Origin of the sequence: Actinoplanes cyaneus, assembly GCF_016862095.1 — a bacterium.
GTDB lineage: Bacteria > Actinomycetota > Actinomycetes > Mycobacteriales > Micromonosporaceae > Actinoplanes > Actinoplanes cyaneus.
Map to the genome: position 1 here is coordinate 132,549 of NZ_BOMH01000020.1, position 21,071 is coordinate 153,619.

Below are 21,071 nucleotides of genomic sequence, written 5' to 3' on the forward strand. Positions count from 1 at the left end.
CACCCGCGGACGGTGCGGGTGGGCGGGGTGCGGGCGTGACGCGGACTTGGGGGGACGCGTCACGCCCGCACTTCTTGTCAGCGGCGCGGAAACCTCAGCTTCACCACGTTCCGGCCGATCGGACAGGTCAACTGATCGGCAACGCGCGGATACGGCGGTGGAGCATGCGGCTGACGCAACGACCGGCTCTCGTGGCCGGTCGGCTCGTGCTCCTCGCCTCGGTCTGGGTCGTGCTGGCCGTCGTGCTCGGCGTCGCCGGCCTGTTCGGGGACGCGCCGCCCTGGCTGCTCTGGCCGTCCGCGATCGGTGCGACCGGGACCGCGGCGTACGCGGGCCTGATCGCCGCCGGAGCGAGCGCGGGCAGCGCGCGGCTGTTCTGGTTGCGGCTCGCGGCCGCGGCCGGCGTCCTCACCGCCGGGACGGTCGCCCATGCCCTGCGGACAGCGCTGGCCGGTCACCTGACCTCGATGAACCTGTTCAGCGCGGTCTGTTACGTGGGTTCGGTGGCCGCCGTCGCGTACGCGATGGTGCGCCTCCCGCACCCACCCCGGAGCTGGCGGGCGAATCTGGCGATCTGCCTGGACATCGCGGTGGTCGGGGTCGCGGCGATGCTGATCATCACGCACTTCCTGCGGAGCTACCCGCAGTTGCCCGCCGGCGCGCCGGACATGCCGCATCCGGCCGGGCCGCCGATGCACGGGGCGCCGATGGCCGGGCTGGCCATCGGCACGACCCTGATCATGCTGGTCACCGCGATCACCGGGGTGCTGGCCGTGATCCGGATCGGGATCACCGGCGCGGGCCCGGTGCACGGGCCGGCTCTGTGGTTCCTGGCCCCGGCCGGTCTGCTGCCTCCCCTCTCGTGGCTGCTCCTTCCGCTGCTCCGGCCGTGGCCGCACCTGAGCGTCACCGCGATCGTGCTGGCGCCGATCGGGCTGATGTTCGCCCTGGCCGCGCGCTCGCAGATCCGCTCCCCCGAGCGGCCGGCCCGGCCGGTCGGCACCCGGTGGACGCGGCGATGGCGGCGGATCAGCGTGGTGCCGTACGCCGCGGTCGCGGTCACCGTCGGCATGCTGATCTTCGTCACCCTGCACCTCGGGTTCCTGCCGCCGGAGCTGGCCGGCGGCTCGGTCATGCTGATCACCCTCGTGGTGATCCGGCAGATCGCCGCGCTCTCCGACAACACCGTGCTGCTGGACCGCCTCGAGGAGCAGGCCAACCACGACGACCTGACGGGCCTGCCGAACCGGCGGAGGTTCGCCGCCGTGCTGCAGGAGCGCACCGAGCCGGCCACCGTCGCGGTCGCCGACCTCGACGGTTTCGGCACGCTCAACGACCGGCTCGGCGACGAGCGCGGCGACGCGCTGCTGCGAGCCGCGGCGGGCCGGATCGCCGAGACGTTCGGGCCCGACGCGTTCGTCGCGCGGCTGCTCGGCGACGAGTTCGGGGTGCTGGTCCCGGGCGAGGACGGGCACCTGGGCGAGCGGCTGGTCCGGGCGTTCCGGCAGCCGCTGCGAGTGGACGGGCACGACCTGCTGGTGACGGTCACGGCCGGGGTGGCGGCCGGCCGCGACGACATCGTCCCGGACCTGTTGCGGCGGGCCGAGCTGGCACTCAAGGCGGCCAAGCACGCCGGGGCCAACCGGTTCCAGGAGCACACCGCGGAGCTGGACAGCACCGCGCAGCACGACGCCGACCTGGCCGCGGCGCTGCGCCGGGGCTTGGACCGCGGCGAGTTCCACCTCGCGTACCAGCCGATCGTGGAACTTCCGGACGGCCGCATCATCGGGGTGGAGGCTCTGGTCCGCTGGCAGCCCCCGGACGGCGCGATGGTGTCGCCGGCCGACTTCATCCCGGTCGCCGAGCGGACCGGGCTGATCCTCGATCTGGGCCTCTGGGTGATCGAGACGGCGTGCGCGGACGCGGCCCGGTGGCAGCGCGAGCACGGCCCGCGCGCGCCGCGGGTCAACATCAACGTCTCGGCGCGGCAGTTGCTCGACCCGGAGCTGCCGGATCAGGTCGCGTCGACGATGGCCCGGTACCGGCTCGATCCCGACAAGATCACCCTGGAGATCACCGAGACCGCGGTCTTCGGCGGCGGGGCGGCGCTGAGCACCGTCAAGGAGCTGCGCGAGCTGGGGGTCGGCGTGGCCCTGGACGACTTCGGCACCGGCCAGTCGTCGCTGACCCTGCTGCGCACCTGCCCGGTGACCACGCTGAAGGTGGACAAGTCGTTCATCGACGAGCTGAACGGCACCGCCGAGCAGGAGGCGATCGCGACCTCGCTGAGCACGATCGCGGCGACGCTCGGGCTGCGCGCGGTGGCCGAGGGCGTCGAGACCTACGAGCAGGCGGTGCGGCTCGAGGCCCTCGGCTACCGGTACGCGCAGGGGTACTACTTCGCCAAGCCGGGCCCGGCCGCGCTGATCGACGCGGCGCTGGACCGGGACCGCGTTCAGCAGTAGGTGCTCTCCTTGCCGATCACCCGGTACGGGCAGTCGGCGATCTCGGCGAGCCGCAGCGCCGCCTCCCGGTTGCGGGCGGTCTGCGTCGTGATCACACTGCCCGGCGGGTAGAAGCCGCCACCGGACGAGGACTTCGGGTACATCTCGAAGGTGTACGCGAAGATCTTGTAGGTGCCCCACAGCCAGTCGAGCAGGTCACCGTCGGTGATGTAGAGGGCGCTGGACTGCTCGGCGGTGTAGTTGTTGGTCGCGGCCATCTGCCTGCCCAGGGTGGCCAGCGCGTTGTTGTCGTCGGTGGTCAGCCCAGGTGCCGTCTTCGACGTCGTGTACCCGAAGGGCCAGAGGACCAGCTCGCTGTACGAGTGGAAGTCCATCACCGCTTTGATCTGCTGCTTCCCGCCGACGACCCGGCCGGCCACGAAGTCGCGGACCACCTTGGTCTCCGGCGCGGAGAACGCCGACGGCCCCCGATAGGTCTCCGACGACTTGCTGCTGGAAGACCCACCACAACATCCCCAGTTGTACGAGTAGTTGCGGTTCAGGTCGGTGCCGACCGCCGTGGACCCGGAGTTCGGCTGCCGGTTCTTGCGCCACGACCGGTAGCTGCCGGACGCGATGTCGTACTCCGAGCCGTCCGGGTTGACCGACGGGACGATCCAGATCTCGCGACTGTCCACGATCTTCTTGACCCGGCTGTCGGCCGCGTAGTCGTCGGTGAACTCGTGCATCAGGTACAACGCCTGCTCGATCGTGATGTGCTCCCGGGCGTGGTGGTTCGCGTCGTAGAGCACCTCCGGCTCGGCCTCGTCGGTCGCCACGTTGTCGGAGATCTTCACGGCGACGATGTCGCGGCCCTCGTAGCTCTTGCCGAGCACCCGCTTCGCGGCGATCGCCGGGTACTTGGCGACGATCGCGTTGATGTCGGTGATCATCTCCGCGTAGTTGTGGTACGCCGAGTCGCTCGGCGGGAAGTCCAGCACCCGGTTCACCGGCTCCACGGTGAAGCCCTGCCGCTGCAGTCGCCGCACCTCGGCGGGGGTCGCGGTGATCTGCACGACCGCGTGCTCGACGCTGTCGATCGCGGCGCCGGCGCGGGCGATCGCGTTGCGCTGGGCGGAGGTGCGTACGTCGTAGACCTCGTACGCCCCCGATGCGTCCTCGTCGACGGCGGCCGTTGCCGGTTCCGAGGCGATCAGGGCGAGGCTGATGGCGGCGAGAGCCGCCAGGGCACGTCGTCTCATCCTCCCAATACATCAGCATTGATCGATGCGCGGAAATCCCGTCCCGCCCCGGATCCCGGCATGATGACCCCATCCCACCCGCCGGGGCCGGTGCCGGGTTCCCAGCTGGTTCTCACCGTCGTCATGAGGGACGAACAACGACGGTGAGAACCAGCCGGGAACCGGCACCGCGACCGGAACCTCGCGCGGGTCCGGCCGGCCGCTCAGACGGTGGCGCGGTCGCGGATGGCGTGGCCGACCTCGGCGCGCAGGGCCGCGAACTCGGGTGAGCCGCGCAGCTCGTCGGCGGAGGCGCCGCTGCGGGGCAGACCGATCGGCAGGTCCAGCGCGATCTGCCCCGGCCGCGGGGTGAGGACCACGACCCGGCTGCCCAGGAACACCGCCTCGTCGACGCTGTGGGTGACGAAGACGCACGTACGCCCGGAGGCCGCGCTGACCTGCCGGAGGTCGGCCTGCAAGCGTTCCCGGGTGAGCGCGTCCAGCGCCGCGAACGGCTCGTCCAGCAGCAACAGTGGATTGTCGACGGCGAGCGCCCGCGCGATCGCGACCCGCTGCTGCTGACCACCGGAGATCTGCCACGTGCGGCGGGAGGCCACGTCGTGCAGGCCGACCCGGGTCAGAAGCTCCTCGATGCGGTCCGGGGTGGCCGGCAGCCCGGCATAGCGCAGGGCCAGCGCGATGTTCCCCCCGACGGTCTTCCACGGGAAGAGTCGTGGCTGCTGGAACACCAGCCCGGCGCCACGGCCGGGGACCGGCGGCGAGCCCGCGGTCACGACCGTACCGGCGGAGGGCTTCTCGAATCCGGCGATCAGTCGCAGCAGGGTGCTCTTGCCGCAGCCGGACGCCCCGACCAGCACCAGGAACTCCCCCGCGGGCACGGTCAGGTCGATCGGCCCGACCGCGGTGACGTCTCCGTAGGAGTGGGTCACCCCGTCGATGACGACAGCGTCAGCCGAGGACACTGGGCAACCCCTTCACGTAGATCGACTTCTTGACCGCGTCGAGCGTCGGCACCGCGTCGATCTTCTGCTGGGACTTGAGGAACTCGGCGGCGCTGACCAGGTTGTCCGCGAGCTTGCCGACGTTGTTCTCGGTGCCCAGCCACTCGGCCGAGGAGATGTCGGCGGGCTTGAGGAAGACGCCCTGCTTGAGCTGGTTGAGCGCGTCGTCCGGGGAGAGGTTGAGCTCGGCGCCGACCGCCTGGGACGCGGCCGCCGGGTCGTTCGCGATCACCTCCAGGGCCTGCGCCTCGACCTTGCGCCACGCGTCGACCGCCTCCGGGTGCGCGTCGGCGAACGCGGTGGAGACGACGCCCAGGTCCAGGGTGGGCTTGCCGGCCGTAGCCAGCTGGCGGCTGCTGATCAGGACCTTGCCGGTCTTCTTGAGCTCGTCGAGCGAGGGCAGCCAGGTGTACGCGGCGTCCAGGTCACCCCGGGTCCACGCGGCCTGGATGTCCTGCGGTTCCAGGTCGACGATGGTCAGGTCGGACTCCTTCAGGCCGGCCTGATCGATCGCGGCGAGCAGGCTGTAGTGCGCGGTCGAGGCGAACGGGGTGCCGACCTTCTTGCCCTTGAGCGAGGCTATGTCGGTGACGCCGCTGCCGTTGCGGGCGACCAGGGCCTCGTTGTCCCCGGCGACATCGAGGACGAAGGCCACCTGGTACGGAATGTTCAGCGGCGCCGACAGTCCCCGCGCGACCGGCGACGACCCGATGGCCGCGATGTCGAGGCTCTTCGCGACGAAGGCCGTGTTGATGGACGCGCCGGAGTCGAACTTGGTCCACGTGATCCGGTAGTCGGGCAGCGCCTTCTCCAGCAGCCCCTGATGCTTGACGATCAGGTCACCGCTGGGGAACGCCTGGTAGGCGATGCGGATCGACTTCTTGGAGGCGTCGCCCCCACCGCTGGCGGCACCGTTACCGCAGGCCGCGATCAACAGGACGGACACAAGGGCAGCGAATCTACGCACGATCAGTTCCTTTAACTAATGCCGCGCCACGGGATCAGCCGTTCCTCGGCGATCCGCAGCAGGGCGTCGATGAGCAGGCCGGAGAGGCCGATGGCGAAGAGCCCGAGCACGACCACGTCGGTCTGGGAGTAGCGCTGGGCGTCACGGACCATGCCGCCGATGCCGGGCACCCCGTTGATCGTCTCGGCGGCGACCACCGACGAGTACGCGACGCCGACCGCCAGCCGGATCCCGGTGAAGATCTCCGGAAGCGCGCTGGGCAGCACCACGTCCCGGACCGACTGCCACCTGTTCGCGCCGAGCGCACGGGCGGCCTCGACCAGCCCGGACGGCGCGTTGTGGACCGCGGCGGCGGTGGCGACGGCGACCGGCGGCAGCGCGGCGATCGAGAGCAGCCACAGCTTCGGGGTCTCGTCGATGCCGAACCAGATGATGAACAGGCTGAAGTACGCCAGGGGCGGCAGCGCCCGCACGAACGTGACCACCGGCTCGGCAACCACGCGCAGCCAGCTGACCGTGCCGAGCAGCACCCCGATCAGCAGGCCGCCGGCCACGCCGATGGCCGAGCCGATCAGGATCCGCCGCAGGCTGACGCCGAGGTGCTCGATGAGCAGGTGACCGCTGTACCCGCGGACGCCGTCGTGCACGGTCGAGGTGAGGACCAGCTGGTGCCAGACCGCGCCGGGCCCCGGGATGAACGTCGGGTTCTTCAGGGTCCGGGCGGCGATCTCCCAGAGAACGTAAAGCACCAGTAACGCGAGCAGCCGGAGAGCGACGCGGCGGCGCAGGCCGCCGCCGGGCGCGAGCGCCGCTGCCGGCTTCGCGGCGCGCTCCGGCGCCGGAGCGGGGGCAAGCAAGGTGGTCACGGGAAACTCCAGGCAGAGGTGTGCGGGAATGCCTGCTATTCCTATCGTGCCGATGGACTTAATGGCAATCGCCGTCCCGCTTGATGGATGGTTGTAACTTTCTCGTAAAACATATTAGACCGATAGGACTTGTGGGCAAGCCTGCCCGGTACCTAGCGTCAGCGGGGTGAGCGTCATATCCCCACCCCGAGAGGCCGGCCACGCCACGGCCGGCGAGCTCGTCGTCGTGCCCGCCCGTCACCCCTGGCGCTGGGCCGGCACCGCTCTGGTGCTGATCCTGCTCGCCCAGTTCGCCCATGGCCTGGCCACCAACCCCGGCTGGGACTGGTCCACGTTCACCGGCTACTTCTTCGAGAAGTCGGTGCTGCAGGCCCTCCTGCTGACCGTCGAGCTGACCCTGGCCGGCGCGGTGCTCGGCTTCCTCGGCGGCATCCCGCTCGCCGCGATGCGCCTGTCCCGCAACCCGGTCCTCGCGGCGGTCAGCTGGACCTACATCTGGGTGTTCCGGTCCGTGCCGCTGATCGTGCAGCTGCTGTTCTGGGCCAACCTCGGCTACCTCTACGACAAGCTCCAGGTCGGCATCCCGTTCGGGCCGGGCTGGTCGTTCAGCACCTCGAGCCTGGTCAGCGCGTTCGGCGCGGCGCTGCTCGGGCTGTCGCTGCACGAGGCCGCGTTCGCCGGCGAGATCATCCGCTCCGGCCTGCTCAGCGTCGACCAGGGCCAGCACGAGGCGGCCGCCGCGCTCGGTCTCCCCCGGCGCCGGCAGTTCTTGCGCATCGTGCTGCCGCAGGCGATGCGGGCGATCCTGCCGAACGCCGCGAACCTGCTGGTCAACCTCCTGAAAAGCACGTCGATCGTGTACGTCCTGGCGATCGGCGAGCTCTTCTACCAGGTCCAGGTGGTCTACGGCCGGAACGGACGGGTCGTGCCCCTGCTGATGGTCGCCACCGTCTGGTACGTCGTCCTCACCGCCCTGCTCTCGATCCTGCAGTACTACGTGGAGCGGCACTTCGCCCGCGGCGCCGTCCGCACGCTGCCGCCCACCCCGTTCCAGCGACTGAAGGCGGCGATCCGGCGATGATCGAACTGACCGGGGTGCACAAGTCCTTCGGCACCCTCGAGGTGCTGCGCGGCATCGACCTGACCGTCGAGTCCGGCACAGTCACCGTGATCCTCGGCCCGTCCGGCTCCGGCAAGTCCACCTTGCTGCGCAGCATCAACCACCTGGAGAAGATCGACCGTGGACGGGTCCGCGTCGACGGCGAGTTGATCGGTTATCGCCAGGCCGGCGACAAGCTGCACGAGCTCGGCGAGCGGCAGATCCTCAAGCAGCGCGCCAAGATCGGTTTCGTCTTCCAGAACTTCAACCTCTTCCCGCACCTCACGGCCCTGGAGAACGTCGCGGAAGCGCCGATCTCGGCCTTGCGGAAGAACAAGTCCGAGACGTACGAACGGGCGCGCGCCCTGCTCGGCCGCGTCGGTCTCGCGGACAAGGCGGACGTGTACCCCCGCCAGCTCTCCGGCGGCCAGCAGCAGCGGGTCGCGATCGCCCGCGCGCTGGCCCTGGAGCCGCGCCTGATCCTCTTCGACGAACCCACCTCGGCCCTCGACCCGGAGCTGGTCGGCGAGGTCCTCGACGTGCTGCGGGACCTGGCCGCGGCGGGCACCACGATGATCGTCGTGACGCACGAGATCGGCTTCGCCCGGGAGGCGGCCGACACGGTGATCTTCATGGACGAGGGCCGCATCGTCGAGCAGGGACCTCCCGCCCGGGTCCTCGACAACCCCCGGCACGACCGGACCCGGACGTTCCTGTCCAAGGTCCTCAGCTGATCCGCACCCACAAGGAGTCTTCCGTGCGTACCACAAGATTGGTCTTTGCCCTGGTTGCAGCCGCGTCGCTGAGCCTGGCCGCCTGCGCCGCCCCGGAGGAGAAGCCGGCGGCTGCGGCGGGCGGGCCGGCCGCGTCGGCAGGCCCCGCCCTCAACCTCACGCCCGAGCAGAACCGGATCGTGCCGGCCAAGGACGACGCCCTCGCGGCCCTGGTCCCGGCGGACATCCGGGCCACCGGCAAGCTCACCATCGGCGTCGGCGCGTCCGGTTCCGGCTTCCCACCGATCGCGTTCACCGCCACCGACAACAAGACGCTGATCGGCAACGATCCGGACATCGGTTACGCCGTCGCCGGGCTGCTCGGCCTCGAGCCGGTCGTCGAGAACACCTCGTGGGAGAACCTGTTCATCGGCCTGGACAGCGCCAAGTTCAACGTCGGCGTCTCCAACATCACCGTCACCGAGGAGCGCAAGGAGAAGTACGACTTCGCCACCTACCGCCTCGACAACCTGGCCTTCGTCACCAAGAAGGGCAGCGGCTGGAAGGTGACCGGCCCGGCGGACGTGGCCGGCAAGACCGTAGCGGTCAGCTCCGGAACCAACCAGGAGAAGATCCTGGTCGAGTGGAGCAAGGAGGCCGAGAAGCAGGGCCTCAAGCCGGTCACCATCAAGTACTACCAGACCAACCAGGCCACCTACCTCGCTCTGGGCGCCGGCCAGATCGACCTCTACCTCGGCCCGAACCCCAGCGTCGCCTACGAGGTGGCGATCGAGCCCAAGTTCGAGATCGTCGGCACCTACTCGGGCGCCGGCGCGTCGCTCCAGGGCAAGATCGCGCTGACCACCAAGAAGGACAACGGACTGGTCAAGGCGCTCGGCGGGGCGGTCGACAAGCTGATCGCGACCGGTGACTACCAGAAGATCCTGCAGCGGTGGAACCTCGCCAACGAGGCGATGCCCTCCTCCGAGATCAACCCGCAGGGCCTGCCCAAGGAAGGCAAGTGACCACCTCGGTCGAAGACAGCCGCGTGCTGGACGATCCGGCGTGGCTCGCACTGCACGGCGAGCACGCCAGGTTCGCCCAGATCAACGGTCTGGCGGCGCGGTATCACAGCGAGGTGGCGCCGTTCCACGCGCTCGGTGACCCGGCAGACCCACAAGCGTGGCAAGACCTCGACGCGTTCGTCCCACCCGGGCAGCCCGTGATGCTGGCCGGCCTCGGCTCCCGGCCCGGCCCCGGCTGGGAGGTGGAACGCAGCATCGCCGGCGTGCAACTCGTCGACGTGTCCCTGCGCGCCGAACCCGACCCGTCGCTGGTCGTGCTGACCGCCGCCGACGTGCCGGAGATCCTCGACCTGATCGCGCGCACCCAGCCCGGGCCGTTCCTGCGGCGGACGGTCGAGCTCGGCACGTACCTGGGCATCCGGGACGAAGGGAGGCTGATCGCGATGGCCGGCGAACGGCTGCACCCGCCGGGGTGGACCGAGATCAGCGCGGTCTGCACCGACGCCGCCTACCGGGGCCGGGGCCTGGCGACGCGCTTGATCCGGGCGGTGGCGGCGGGGATCCGGGCGCGGGGCGAGACCCCGTTCCTGCACACCGGGGCGGCCAACGTCACGGCGATCCGCCTCTACGAGCAGCTCGGATTCCACCTGCGGCGGACGGTGGACTTCACGGCGTACCGCCGCACCTGACCGGCGCGCGGTCGCGAGGCCCGCACGGGGCCGGTCCGCGAGGCCCGCACGGGGCCGGTCCGCGAGGCCCGCACGGGGCCGGGCAAGCGACGCGAGTGACGCCGCCGACACCGGAGCGATCGATCTTCGGTCATTCGGCGAGGTGTCCGCCGGCGGGGGTGCCCACCGGCACCGGCGGGAACGAGCGGTGGGCGGCCTGCTCCACAAGGACGTGCCGGCACGCCTGGACCGCCGGGGTCAGCGGCCGGTCGCGGTGGTGGATCACCCCGATGGGCGGGTGGACCGGCGGGGCGTGCAGATTGCGTACCGTGATCGCCGGCCCCTGATCGTCCTCGGCCACCGACCGGGCCAGCAGGCCGACGCCGAGACCGGCCGCGACCAGGTCCCGGATGCTCCGCGGGCTGTGCGTCTCGAACGGGACCTTCGGGGCGAAACCGGCGGTACGCGCCGCGTTCTCCAGAATCCAGCGCAGCCCACTGCCCTCGGGCAGGCAGACGAACGGCTCGTCGCGGAACTCCCCGAGCGTCAGCCGGCCGGAGCCACTCAGCGGGTGACCGACCGGCAGCGCGAGCACGAGCTGTTCGTCGGCGAGCGGCAGCGCCTCGAAGCGGGCCGGCAGGTCGGCGTGGACCGGCCCGACGACGAGGTCCAGCTCGCCGTTGTCGAGCGCGCCGAGCAGGCCCGTGATCAGGCCGGACCTCAACCGCAAGGCCAGCCCGGGGAACCGGTCGTGGAAGCGGGCGAGCGCGGCCGGCAGGTCGTAGGGGCCGAGCACCGCCGTCGCGCCGACCGTCACCCGGCCGGTGACGACAGCGGTGATCTCGCCCATCTCGATCCGGGCGCCGTCGAGCTCGGCTAGCACCCGGCGGGCCCGGGCTACGAACATCTCCCCGGCCGGGGTGAGCGCCACCCGCCGGGTCGTCCGCGCGAACAGCGCCACCCCGAGTTCGGCCTCCAGTGCCCTGATCTGCGCGGAGACCGCCGACTGGGCGACATGCAGCCGCTCGGCGGCACGGGTGAAGCCGCCGTAACGGGCGACCGCCTCCACGTAGCTGAGTTGTCGAAGCTCCACGCGTTCATCGTGCAGCACGATGAATCCCATCGGGCACGTGTCTTGGACATATCAATCCGGCGGGACCGTATGTTCAATGACGCGACCGGGACGGGCTTCTCGCAGGCGTACCGGCCGGCCGGCGACGAGCAGTCCCTCCTCACCATACGGACGGCGCCGGATCACGGGGTGAGTCTGCTCGACACCGCCCACCAGCCACCTCCGCACCGGCCCCGCCGGCCACGCCACTCACCGTCCGCCCCGGGCTGAGCACCGCCCGCCAGCCACCTGCGCACCGGTCCCGTCCGCCACGCCGCTCGCGGTCCGCCGCGGGCTGAGGCCGCCGGCACCTGGGCTGGCCCTCACGGGTGCATCCCGCCGTTGACACACCCCTCAAAACCAGCCCAGCACCCGCCGGCTGGTGCTCACGGCTCCCGTGGAGATCAACTACAGCCGTCAGCGCCAGCCGCCGCCCGCCAGCTGGCGGTGAGGGCTGTTGTGGAGATCAACTGCAGCCGTCAGCGCCAGCCGGCGGGTGTTGAGCTGGTGCTCAGGGTGGTCACGAGGAACGAATGGCGACCGTGAGCACCAGCCGGGGAAGCGCGGGGGAGTTGGCGGGTGTCAGCCGGCCCACTCCTTGGCGAGGAGCTCGAAGGAGCGGACCCGGTCGGCGTGGTCGTGCGTGATCGTGGTGATCAGGAGCTCGTCGGCACCGGTGACCCGGCGCAGGGTCTCGAGCTTGGCCGCCACCGTGGACGGGGAGCCCACGAACTGCGTGTCGACGCGGTCGGCGACGAGCGCGCGGTCCTCGTCGGTCCATTCGGCGGCCGCCGCTTCGGCCTCGCTGGGGAACGGGACCGCGCCCAGGCCGGTACGGATGCTGCGGACCCAGTGGGCATAGGGCGCGGCGAGGCGGCGGGCGGTCTCGTCGTCCTCGGCGACGACCACGTCGGCGGAGACCATCAGGTGTGGTTTCGCCAGGGACGCCGACGGGACGAACGATTCCTTGTACGCGGCGGCCGCTTCCAGGACTTTCGCGGGCGCCACGTGGTAGTTCGCGGCGAAGGGCAGGCCGCGGGCACCGGCTGTCCGGGCGCTCTCCCCGCCGCTGCTGCCGAGCAGCCAGATCTGCAGGTCGGCGCCGGCGCCGGGGACCGCGGTCACCTCGTTGCCCTTGCCGTCGCCGTAGGGGCCGGCGAGCAGCCCGCCGATCTGGTCGAGGATCTCGTCGAGGCCGAGCGGCTCGGCGCCGGGCTGCGCGAGGAGGCTGGCGGCCAGGGCGGTCCGGTCGGAGGCGAAGATCGGCGCCCAGGAGAACGGCTTCGGGATCAGCAGCCCGTCGACGACCCGTTCTTCGGTTTCCACGAAGGACGAAGTCTGCCGCAGCGCCTCTTTCTTGGCCTGTCCGGAACGGCCCAGGCCCAGGTCGAAGCGGCCGGGGTAGAGCGCGTCCAGCAGCCCGAACTGCTCCACGATGGAGAGCGCGGTCTGGTGGCCGGTCTGCACCGCGCCGGAGCCGAGCCGGATCCGCGAGGTGACCGCCGCGATCTGCCCGAGCAGCAGGGCCGGCTGGGCGGAGGCGACGCCGGGCGTGAAGTGGTGCTCGGCCACCCAGTAACGGTGGTAGCCGAAGTGCTCGGCGCTGCGCGCCAGGTCCAGGGTGCGGCGCAACGCATCCCCGACGTCACCGCCGGAGACGAGTGGGGCGAGGTCAAGAATGGAGAGGGGTACGGACATCGGCTCTACCGCCCTTTCAACTGGCGTAGCACGGGGGCGACCTCGCTCGCGAACAGTTCCAGCGAAGCACGCTGCTGCTTCTCGGTGAGGCCTTCGGTGTCCGCGGACAGGTGGGTGACCTCGTGCCCGAACCGCTCGTGGTAGCGGTGCACCTTGTCGATGATCTGCTGCGGGCTGCCGATCAGCGCGGAGCTGCGCTCGACGGCGTCCTCGATGGTCGGGAAGACCGGCTCGACGCCGACCTTGCGGAACTGATCGATCCGGGCCTGCCAGATCGGCCGGTAGACGTCGAGCGCCTCCTGCGACGTGCGCGCCACGTAGAAACCGGCACTACCGGCGCCGATCCGGATGGCGGCCGGGTCATGCCCGTGGAAGGCCCAGCGTTCGCGATAGAAATCGATGAGTTCGGCGTACGGCTCGATGGGGTTGGTCACGTTGGCGGAGAACAGCGGGTCGCCGTACTGAGCGGCGAGCTCGACGGACGCCCTGCTGGTGGCGCTGCCGTGCCAGACCGTGACCGGCTGCTGCAACGGTCGTGGCCAGGTCTCCGCGTCGGTGAGCGACGGCCGGAACTTCCCCTCCCAGGTGACCCTGGGTTCGCGCCAGAGCCGCCGGAACAGCTCGTAGCTCTCCCGTTGGCGTTCCCACTGGTCCTCGACGGTGACGTGGAACAGTTGCGCCTGCGCGGTGCCGTTGCCCTTGCCGACGATCAGTTCGAGGCGCCCGCCGGAGAGGTTGTCGAGGGTGCTGTAATCCTCGAACGCGCGCACCGGGTCGAGCAGGCTGAGCGTGGTGACGCCGGTCCAGAGCCGGATGGCCGACGTCTTCGCGGCGATGTGGCTGAGGATGACCGGCGGCGCCGAGGAGAGGAACGGCCGCTCGTGCCGCTCCCCCACGGCGAACCCGTCGAAGCCGAGCTCCTCGCCGAGCACAGCACTGTCGACCACCTCGCGCAGCCGCTGCGCCGGGCTCTTGTCCTTGTCGAAGTAGGTGATCAGGGTGAGCAGCAGGAACTTCATGCCAGCCCCAGGTTTGCGCGCAAGGTCGAGGACTCGTAGGAAGTGCGGAAGACGCCGCGTTCCTGCAGCAGCGGGACCACCTGGTCGACGAAGTCGTCGAGCCCGGCCGGCGTCAGGTGCGGGACCAGGATGAACCCGTCACAGGCATCGGTCTGTACGTATTCGTTCAGAAGAGAAGCGACCCGGTCGGGCGTGCCGATGAAGTTCTGCCGCCCGGTCACCTCGATGACCAGGTCCCGGATCGACAGTTTCTTGGCCTCGGCGAGCGCGCGCCACTCGTTCGCGGTCTTCAGCCGGTCGGGGAACATCCCGGCCCGGCCCTTGATGATCGTGTCGGCCTCGTCGAGCACCGGGTCCACCGCCGGCAGCGGCCCCTCCGGGTCGTAGGCGGACAGATCCTGGTTCCAGAGCTGCTCCAGCAGCAGGATCGCGGTCTGCGGGGTGACCTGCTGCCGCCGGATGTGGTGCGCCTTCTCCTGGGCGTCGGCGTCGGTGTCCCCCAACACGTAGGAGACGCCCGGGATGATCTTCAGAGAATCACGGTTCCTGCCGTACGCGGGGAGCCGGTCCTTGACGTCGCGATAGAACTGCTGGGCGTCGTCGAGCTTGTGATGCCGCGAGAAGATCGCATCCGCGTAGCGGGCGGCCAGGTCACGCCCCTCGGAGGAGTCCCCGGCCTGCAGGACGACGGGCCGCCCCTGCGGGCTGCGCGGCACCCCGAACCGGCCCTTGATGTCGAACTGCGAGCTGGTGATCGCGAAGTCCCCGCCGTCGGAGTCCCACAGCGTGCGCGCGGCCTCGATGAACTCGCCGGCCCGCCGGTACCGGTCGGCGTGGTCGAGGAACCCGCCGCGGCGGAAGTTCTCGCCGAAGAACGCGCCGTGCGAGGTGACCACGTTCCACGCCGCCCGCCCGCCGGACAGGTGGTCGAGCGTCGCCAGTTGGCGGGCCAGTTCGTACGGCTCGTGGAAGGTGGCGTTCAGCGTGCCGGCCAGCCCGAGATGGGTGGTGACGGCGGCCAGCGCGGTCAGGACGGTCAGGGTGTCCGGGCGGCCGACCACATCCAGGTCGTGGATCAGTCCGCGCTGCTCGCGCAGGCGCAGGCCCTCCGCGAGGAAGAAGAAGTCGAACTTGCCCCGCTCCGCCGTACGCGCGAGGTGTTCGAAGGAGGAGAACTCGATCTGGCTTCCCGAGCGTGGGTCGCTCCAGACGGTCGTGTTGTTCACGCCGGGGAAGTGGGCGGCGAGGATGATCTGCTTAGGCATTCGCGGCCTCCTGGGAATAGCGGTTGACCGCCACCGGCAGCCCGAGGCGTTCGCGCAGCGTGGTGGCGGTGGACGGCGCGAAGAGGCCGCGCTCGCGCAGCACTCCGGTCAGCTCACCGGTGATCGTGGTCAGGTCGGCGGGGGTGCCCGGGCGCAGCCGCACGCCCGCGATCCCGGCCGGCTCCCAGCTCGCGATCAGGTCCGCGAGCTGGGCGGGAGTGCCGGCGAAGACGGCCGCGTCCGAGGTGGTGGCGCCGCGCCGCCGGATCGCGGTCTCCTGGTCGGCGTCGAGGAACACGACGACGTCGGCGAAGACCTTCTTCTCCGCCGGGAGCTGACGGACGATCGTCGCGGCATTGTCCACGTCGGCCGGTGTCACGAAGTAGACGTCGACGTCGAGGCGCTCCCAGACCCGGGCCTGGTGCGTGAGCGCGGCGATCACCGGCTGCCCCTGCGGCGGCCGCGGCACGATCGAGGGCCCCTTGACCGTGAAGTGCTCGCCGGCGAAGTCGATGTAGTGCAGCTTGTCCCGGTCGACGAACCGGCCGGTGGCGACGTCCTTGATGATCGCGTCGTCCTCCCAGCTGTCCCAGAGGCGGCGCACCACCTCGACCGCGTCGGCCGCCTCGGTGAACAGGTCGTCGAAGCCGAGCGGCGCCCGCTGCCCGAGCAGGTCCGCCTCGGCCGGGTCGGCGGAGACCCGCACCTGCCAGCCGGCCCGTCCCCGGCTGACCCAGTCGAGCGTGGCCAGCGCGGTCGACAGGTGGAACGGCTCGGTGTGGGTGGTGGTCGCCACCGGAACGAGCCCGATGTGCCGGGTGACCGGCGCGACCCGGGAGGCGACCAGCACCGCGTCCGGTCCCCGTCGCCCGAACGCGTCGTCGAAGGTCACGAAGTCCAGCCGGGCGTCATCGGCCTGCTGCACCGCCGCGACCCAGTCCTGCGCCGCGAACGATCGATCGTCGAGGGCGACCGCGACCTGCAGTGTCATGCTGAAACCTCCAAAGTGGGCACGGCCGCCAGCAGCCGGCGCGTGTACTCGTGCTGGGGCTGCTCGAAGACGGCCTGCGACGTCCCCTGCTCCACGACCTGGCCGTCCTGCATGACCAGCACCCGGTCGGCGAGGTCACGGACCACGCCCAGGTCGTGCGAGATGAACAGCAGCGCCGTCCCGTCCCGCTCGCGGATCCCGGCGAGCAGATCGAGCACCTGCTCCTGCACCGAGACGTCGAGCGCGGAGACCGGCTCGTCGCAGATGATCAGACTCGGTCGCGGGGCGATGGCCCGGGCGATCGCGACGCGCTGCCGCTGACCGCCGGAGAGTTGCCGTGGATAGCGGTCGAGCACGTCCCCGCCGAGCCCGACCCGTTCCAGGACCGGCGTGACCGATTCGCCGCGGGGCAGGGCCTCGGCGACGATGCGCCGGACGGTCCAGCGCGGGTCGAACGCCGACAGCGGGTCCTGCGCGATGAACTGCAACCGGCGCCGCAGCGGCCGCCGGGCCCGCTCGGGCACCCCGCTGAACCGCTGGCCCTCGAATCGGACCTGGCCGGAGGTGGGTTCGACGAGCCCGAACAGCAGCTGCGCGACGGTCGTCTTGCCCGAGCCGGACTCGCCGACCAGGCCGACGATCTCGCCGCGCCGGATCGTCACGCCGACGTCGCGGACCACGGCGCGGTCGCCGTAGACCTTGCGCAGCGCGGTCGCCTCGGCGACGACCGGCCCGGGCTCGGCGGTGCTCTCGCGCCGGCGGCCGCTCGCCGCGGCGATCAACTTCCTGGTGTACGGGTGGTCAGCTCCGGACAACAGCCGCTTGGTGGTTCCCGACTCGACGAGCCGGCCGTCCTTCATCACCAGCACCCGGTCGGCGAGCCGGGACACCACGGCCAGGTCGTGGCTGATCAGCAGCAGGGTGTCGCCCAACGAGCGGCGCTCGGCGAGCAGTTTCAGGATCTGCGCCTGGACCGTGGCGTCCAGGGCGGTGGTGGGCTCGTCGGCGATCAGCAGTTTCGGGCCGCCGGCCAGCGCGGAGGCGATCAACGCGCGCTGGCGCAGGCCGCCGGAGAGCTGGTGCGGGTACTGCCCGGCGCGGCGCTCCGGCTCGGGGACGTGCACCTCGTCGAGCAGTCGGAGGGCTTCCCTCGTACGCTCGGATCGGCTTCTCGAGGAGTGGACCCGCAGCACCTCGGCGATCTCGGCGCCCACCGTGCGCAGCGGATCGAGCGAGACCAGGGCGTCCTGCAGGACCAGCCCGGCGAAGCCACCCCGCAGGCGCCGCCAGTCGCGGGGGGCGAAGCGGCGCGCGTCCTGACCGTCGACCTCCAGCGTGGCGGCGTCCACCCGCGCGCCCGGACCGGCCAGTCCGACCAGGCTGCGGGCGGTGACGCTCTTGCCGGAGCCGGACTCGCCGACGATCGCGACGCACTCGCCCGGCTCGATCGTGAAGCTGACGCCGCGGACCGCCTCGACCGTGCGCCGGGGCAGGTGGAACGTGATCGTGAGGTCCTCGACCCGGACCAGTGGCGGCGTCACGCGAGCTCCCTTCCCTCGAAGCGGCGCTGGAAGAAGCGCCCGACGACGGTCAGGGAGATGATCGTGGCGGTGACCACGAGGCCCGGCAGGACCGATGCCCACCAGGCGATGTGCAGGTATCCACGGCCTTCGGAGATCATCGCGCCCCATTCCGGCGAGGGTGGTTGCGGGCCCATGCCGAGGAAGCTGAGGCCCGCGGCGAGCAGGATCGCCTCGCCGAGACCGATCACGGCGAGGACCGGGATCGGGCCCAGCACGTTCGGCAGCACGTGCCGCAGCACCAGGCGGGGCCGGGTGGCGCCGAACGCGACGGCGTGGGTAACGTACGCGGCCCGGCGCACCACGAACGTCTGCGCCCGCACCACCCGCGCGAAGTGCGGCACCAGGGCGATGCCGATCGCCACGATCAGGCTGGTGGTGCCGGTCCCGGCGATCGCGATGAACAGCAGCGCGAGCAGGACCAGCGGGAACGCCGACAGCGCGTCGAACGAGCGGCTCAGCGCCTCGTCGGCGACCCGGTGGCCGAGGCCGGCGAGCAGGCCGAGCAGGATGCCGGTGCCGACCGCGATCAGCGTCGCGGAGACCCCGATCGACAGCGAGTGCCGGGCGCCGTGCACGACCCGGGCGAACACGTCGCGCCCGAGCTGATCGGTGCCGAACCAGTGGCTCCCGGACGGCGCTCCGAGCACGTGCAGCGGGTCGGCCCGCAGCGGATCGCCGGCGAACAGCGACGGCCACGCGGCCGCCAGCAGGGCCACCAGCAGGAACAGGACGGCCACGACGACGCCCGGGCGGGCCGGGCGCAGCGAGCGGAGACGGACGGCCCGGGGGCCGGTCAGCGCGATCGTCATCGGTCAGCTCCTTCGCAACCGTGGGTCGATGAGCAGGTACGCGAGGTCGGTGACGGTGTTGATGACGACGAAGACGGCAGCGGCCAGGATGACGACGGCGAGCACCACCGGCAGGTCGCTGGAGTTGACCGCCTGCACGGTGACCTGCCCGAGCCCGGGGCGGCCGAAGACCTGCTCGATGATCACCGTGCCGCCGATCAGCACCCCGAACGACCAGCTGAGCATGGTCACCGCCGGCAGCAGCGCGTGCTTGAGCGCGTGCCGGGTCAGGACCGCTCGTTCCCGCAGCCCGCGGGCCCGGGCGGTGACCGCGAACGGCTCCTCCAGCGCCCGGTCCAGACCCTCGCGCAGCACCTGCGCGAGGGTGCCGGCGATCGGCAGGCCCATCGTGATCGCCGGCAGCACCAGGGCCGCGAAGCTCCGGTCGCCGGAGACCGGGAACCAGCCCAGGGTGAACGAGAAGACGCTGAGCAGCACGATCCCGATCAGGAACGGCGGGGTGGAGACCAGAACCAGCCCGATCACCGAGGTGAGGCGGCGGGCGAAGATCGCGAAGACCAGGGCGAGGACGAGCCCGAAGACGGCCGCGGCGACGGCCAGCTTCAGGGTCGGCACCAGTTGGCTGCCGATCACCGCGGAGACCGGGCGCTGCAGCAGGTAGGACCGGCCGAGGTCGCCGTGCGCCGCGCGCCAGAGGAAGTCCAGGTACTGCACCAGGGCCGGGCGGTCGAGGTGCCATTCGTCGATGATCTGCGCGCGGATGCCCGGGGTGTCGGCGCCGTCTCCGATGATCGCGTCGACAGTGCTGCCCGGGGCGGCGAGCAGCGCCAGGTAGGCGGCGGACGCGGCGGCCCAGAGGACCAGCACGCCCGCGCCCACCCGGCGCAGGACGGCCGTGATCACTTGCTCAGCCAGAGGTTGTAGGCGTCGACCGGGACACCGGCGGTCGGCTCGAACCCGGTGCCGCCGACCGACTTCGACGCGGCGATCTGGTCCTGCGGGGCGTAGAGCGGCTGCACCAGCGCCTGGTCGGCGACCACCAGCTTCTGGACCTGCTTGTACGTCTCGGCACGGTTGGCCTGGTCGGTGGTGGCGATCGCGGCGTCGAGCAGCTTGTCCAGCTCGGGGCTCTTGTAGCCGGTGCGGTTGATCGAGCCGGTCGAGTAGAGCAGCAGGTTCAGCGCGGCGCCGGCGTCGGTGTCGGCACGGGAGTTGTCGAACAGCTCGTACTCGCCGTCCGCGAGGGCCTTGGTGGCGGTGCCCTGGTCGACCAGCTGGATCTGCACGTCGATGCCGGCGCTCTGCTTCACCGCGGCCTGCACGGCCTGTGCCAGCACGTCACGGCGGTCGCGGATGTACGGGGCGGACTGCACGAGACGTACCGTCAATCGCTTCCCGTCCTTTGTCCGGAAGCCCTCGGCGTCCTTGGCGGACCAGCCGGCCTGGTCCAGCAGCTGGTTGGCCTTGCCGGCGTCGCCGCCATAGCTGCCTTCCAGCGACTTGTCGTAGAACGGACTGGTCGGTCCGATCACGCTCCACGCCCTCGTCGCGGTGTTCCGGTAGACCCCGTTGAGCACCGCGGGCACGTCCAGCGCCTCGCGGAACGCCTGCCGGACCAGCACGTCGTCGAACGGCGCGTGGGCGGTGTTGAAGTAGTAGGAGTACGTGGAGCCGGAGTTCAGCCCGCGCACCAGCGACAGGTCGGGGTTGGCACTGATCAGCGACTCGTCGGTGGCCGGGACGCCCTCGATGATCTGGACCTGGCCGGAGGTCAGCGCGCCGACGCGCACCGACGACTCCTTCAGGAAGCGGTAGGTGATCCCGTCGAGGTACGCCGGACCGGAGTGTCCGGCATTGGCCGGCGCCCAGTTGTACGCCGGGTTCTTGGCGAAGTGCACCTCCTGGCCGGGGGTGTAGCGGTCCAGGACGAACGGGCCCGTCCCGGCCAGCTCGGTGCCGCCCGCCTTGAGGTTCTTCGCCTCCTTCAGCGACTTCGGCGAGACCTGCGCGCCCTGCGGCGAGGAGAGGAAGTCCAGGATCAGGACGTCCGGCTTCGTCAGCTGGAACACGACGGTGGAGTCGTCCTTGACCTCCACCCGGTCGAGGTTCTTGAGCTGGACGGCGGCGACGTTGGGCGCGTAGTTCGGCACCAGGAGCTGATCGATGTTGGTCTTGACCGCGGCGGCGTCGAACTTGGTGCCGTCCGAGAAGGTGACGCCGGGGCGCAGCGTGAAGGTGTACGTCCGGCCGTCCTGCGACACGTCGTAACCGCTGGCCAGCCAGGGCAGATAGCCACCCTTGTCGTCGTGGGTGAGCAGGGCCTCGAAGCTGTTCCAGACCAGCAGGCGAGCCTTGGCCTGTGAGTACAGATGGGGGTTGAACGTGATCGGCTCGGTCTCGACGGCCCAGGTCAGGGAGCCGCCGCTGACCGGGGCGCCGGCGTCGGCGGAGCTGCCCGGCGATCCGCCCGAGCAGCCGGCGACGGTGAGCAGGGCGATGGTAAGAATCGTGGCGCTGAAGCGGCGCATGGACGACCTCCTCTCCCTATTT

17 protein-coding genes and 1 pseudogene are annotated in these 21,071 nt (G+C 70.9%); 5 read left to right on the forward strand and 13 right to left on the reverse strand.

Features of this window, described 5'->3' with window-relative positions:
• The first annotated feature begins 191 nt into the window (after positions 1 to 191).
• Positions 192 to 2,465, forward strand: coding sequence for a putative bifunctional diguanylate cyclase/phosphodiesterase (locus Acy02nite_RS14885; RefSeq protein ID WP_239174810.1), 2,274 nt, complete (start codon positions 192 to 194; stop codon positions 2,463 to 2,465).
• Here Acy02nite_RS14885 and Acy02nite_RS14890 read toward each other — a convergent pair.
• From Acy02nite_RS14890 to Acy02nite_RS14905, 4 genes and pseudogenes are all read right to left on the reverse strand, one after another.
• Positions 2,459 to 3,706, reverse strand: a pseudogene (locus Acy02nite_RS14890) (M14 family metallopeptidase); the annotation flags it as partial. The gene Acy02nite_RS14885 and the pseudogene Acy02nite_RS14890 overlap by 7 nt on opposite strands.
• A 203-nt stretch (positions 3,707 to 3,909) precedes the next feature.
• Positions 3,910 to 4,668 (reverse strand): ABC transporter ATP-binding protein, encoded by a 759-nt coding sequence (locus Acy02nite_RS14895; protein WP_203740958.1) that lies wholly within the window; start codon positions 4,666 to 4,668, stop codon positions 3,910 to 3,912.
• Positions 4,655 to 5,674, reverse strand: coding sequence for a taurine ABC transporter substrate-binding protein (locus Acy02nite_RS14900; protein WP_203740960.1), 1,020 nt, complete (start codon positions 5,672 to 5,674; stop codon positions 4,655 to 4,657). The genes Acy02nite_RS14895 and Acy02nite_RS14900 overlap by 14 nt, the downstream gene beginning before the upstream one ends.
• Before the next feature lie 11 nt (positions 5,675 to 5,685).
• On the reverse strand, positions 5,686 to 6,540 hold the full coding sequence (locus Acy02nite_RS14905; protein ID WP_203740962.1) for an ABC transporter permease: 855 nt from the start codon (positions 6,538 to 6,540) through the stop codon (positions 5,686 to 5,688).
• A 166-nt stretch (positions 6,541 to 6,706) separates the two neighbouring features.
• On the opposite strand from Acy02nite_RS14905, the gene Acy02nite_RS14910 reads away from it, so the two are divergent.
• The 4 genes from Acy02nite_RS14910 to Acy02nite_RS14925 are packed head-to-tail and all read left to right on the forward strand — an operon-like array spanning position 6,707 to position 10,066.
• Positions 6,707 to 7,621, forward strand: a complete 915-nt coding sequence (locus Acy02nite_RS14910; RefSeq protein WP_203740963.1) for an amino acid ABC transporter permease — start codon at positions 6,707 to 6,709, stop codon at positions 7,619 to 7,621.
• Positions 7,618 to 8,373: an amino acid ABC transporter ATP-binding protein gene (locus tag Acy02nite_RS14915; RefSeq protein WP_203740964.1), complete on the forward strand. Its 756-nt coding sequence runs from the start codon at positions 7,618 to 7,620 to the stop codon at positions 8,371 to 8,373. Before Acy02nite_RS14910 ends, Acy02nite_RS14915 begins: the two co-directional genes overlap by 4 nt.
• Positions 8,374 to 8,396: 23 nt before the next feature.
• Complete coding sequence (locus Acy02nite_RS14920; protein WP_203740965.1) at positions 8,397 to 9,377, forward strand: ABC transporter substrate-binding protein; 981 nt, start codon at positions 8,397 to 8,399, stop codon at positions 9,375 to 9,377.
• A complete protein-coding gene (locus tag Acy02nite_RS14925) occupies positions 9,374 to 10,066 on the forward strand; it encodes a GNAT family N-acetyltransferase (protein WP_203740966.1) in 693 nt (230 codons plus the stop codon). Before Acy02nite_RS14920 ends, Acy02nite_RS14925 begins: the two co-directional genes overlap by 4 nt.
• A 130-nt stretch (positions 10,067 to 10,196) precedes the next feature.
• Here Acy02nite_RS14925 and Acy02nite_RS14930 read toward each other — a convergent pair whose 3' ends face one another.
• The 9 genes from Acy02nite_RS14930 to Acy02nite_RS14970 all read right to left on the reverse strand — a co-directional run bounded on the left by Acy02nite_RS14930 (position 10,197) and on the right by Acy02nite_RS14970 (position 21,049).
• Positions 10,197 to 11,138, reverse strand: coding sequence for a LysR family transcriptional regulator (locus Acy02nite_RS14930; RefSeq protein ID WP_203740967.1), 942 nt, complete (start codon positions 11,136 to 11,138; stop codon positions 10,197 to 10,199).
• Positions 11,139 to 11,738: 600 nt separating this feature from the next.
• Positions 11,739 to 12,854, reverse strand: a complete 1,116-nt coding sequence (locus tag Acy02nite_RS14935) for an LLM class flavin-dependent oxidoreductase (RefSeq protein WP_203740968.1) — start codon at positions 12,852 to 12,854, stop codon at positions 11,739 to 11,741.
• Between the two features lie 5 nt (positions 12,855 to 12,859).
• Positions 12,860 to 13,873: an LLM class flavin-dependent oxidoreductase gene (locus tag Acy02nite_RS14940; RefSeq protein WP_203740969.1), complete on the reverse strand. Its 1,014-nt coding sequence runs from the start codon at positions 13,871 to 13,873 to the stop codon at positions 12,860 to 12,862.
• Complete coding sequence (locus Acy02nite_RS14945) at positions 13,870 to 15,138, reverse strand: LLM class flavin-dependent oxidoreductase (protein ID WP_203740971.1); 1,269 nt, start codon at positions 15,136 to 15,138, stop codon at positions 13,870 to 13,872. Before Acy02nite_RS14945 ends, Acy02nite_RS14940 begins: the two co-directional genes overlap by 4 nt.
• Complete coding sequence (locus Acy02nite_RS14950; RefSeq protein ID WP_203740972.1) at positions 15,131 to 16,129, reverse strand: LLM class flavin-dependent oxidoreductase; 999 nt, start codon at positions 16,127 to 16,129, stop codon at positions 15,131 to 15,133. The genes Acy02nite_RS14945 and Acy02nite_RS14950 overlap by 8 nt, the downstream gene beginning before the upstream one ends.
• Positions 16,126 to 17,670 carry a dipeptide ABC transporter ATP-binding protein gene (locus tag Acy02nite_RS14955; RefSeq protein ID WP_239174812.1) on the reverse strand — a complete coding sequence of 515 codons (1,545 nt, stop codon included), beginning with the start codon at positions 17,668 to 17,670 and terminating at the stop codon, positions 16,126 to 16,128. The genes Acy02nite_RS14950 and Acy02nite_RS14955 overlap by 4 nt, the downstream gene beginning before the upstream one ends.
• Positions 17,667 to 18,521 (reverse strand): ABC transporter permease, encoded by an 855-nt coding sequence (locus Acy02nite_RS14960; RefSeq protein WP_203740974.1) that lies wholly within the window; start codon positions 18,519 to 18,521, stop codon positions 17,667 to 17,669. Before Acy02nite_RS14960 ends, Acy02nite_RS14955 begins: the two co-directional genes overlap by 4 nt.
• Positions 18,522 to 18,524: 3 nt before the next feature.
• A complete protein-coding gene (locus tag Acy02nite_RS14965; RefSeq protein ID WP_203740976.1) occupies positions 18,525 to 19,424 on the reverse strand; it encodes an ABC transporter permease in 900 nt (299 codons plus the stop codon).
• On the reverse strand, positions 19,421 to 21,049 hold the full coding sequence (locus Acy02nite_RS14970) for an ABC transporter substrate-binding protein (protein WP_203740978.1): 1,629 nt from the start codon (positions 21,047 to 21,049) through the stop codon (positions 19,421 to 19,423). Before Acy02nite_RS14970 ends, Acy02nite_RS14965 begins: the two co-directional genes overlap by 4 nt.
• Positions 21,050 to 21,071 lie beyond the last annotated feature (22 nt).

What these genes read in the sequence shown, in the direction of transcription:
- Acy02nite_RS14960 (WP_203740974.1), bottom strand. Translation starts at nt 18,521, where the DNA reads ATGACGATCGCGCTGACCGGCCCCCGGGCCGTCCGTCTCCGCTCGCTG.
- Acy02nite_RS14950 (WP_203740972.1), bottom strand. Translation starts at nt 16,129, where the DNA reads ATGACACTGCAGGTCGCGGTCGCCCTCGACGATCGATCGTTCGCGGCG.
- Acy02nite_RS14915 (WP_203740964.1), top strand. Translation starts at nt 7,618, where the DNA reads ATGATCGAACTGACCGGGGTGCACAAGTCCTTCGGCACCCTCGAGGTG.
- Acy02nite_RS14940 (WP_203740969.1), bottom strand. Translation starts at nt 13,873, where the DNA reads ATGAAGTTCCTGCTGCTCACCCTGATCACCTACTTCGACAAGGACAAG.
- Acy02nite_RS14970 (WP_203740978.1), bottom strand. Translation starts at nt 21,049, where the DNA reads ATGCGCCGCTTCAGCGCCACGATTCTTACCATCGCCCTGCTCACCGTC.
- Acy02nite_RS14935 (WP_203740968.1), bottom strand. Translation starts at nt 12,854, where the DNA reads ATGTCCGTACCCCTCTCCATTCTTGACCTCGCCCCACTCGTCTCCGGC.
- Acy02nite_RS14945 (WP_203740971.1), bottom strand. Translation starts at nt 15,138, where the DNA reads ATGCCTAAGCAGATCATCCTCGCCGCCCACTTCCCCGGCGTGAACAAC.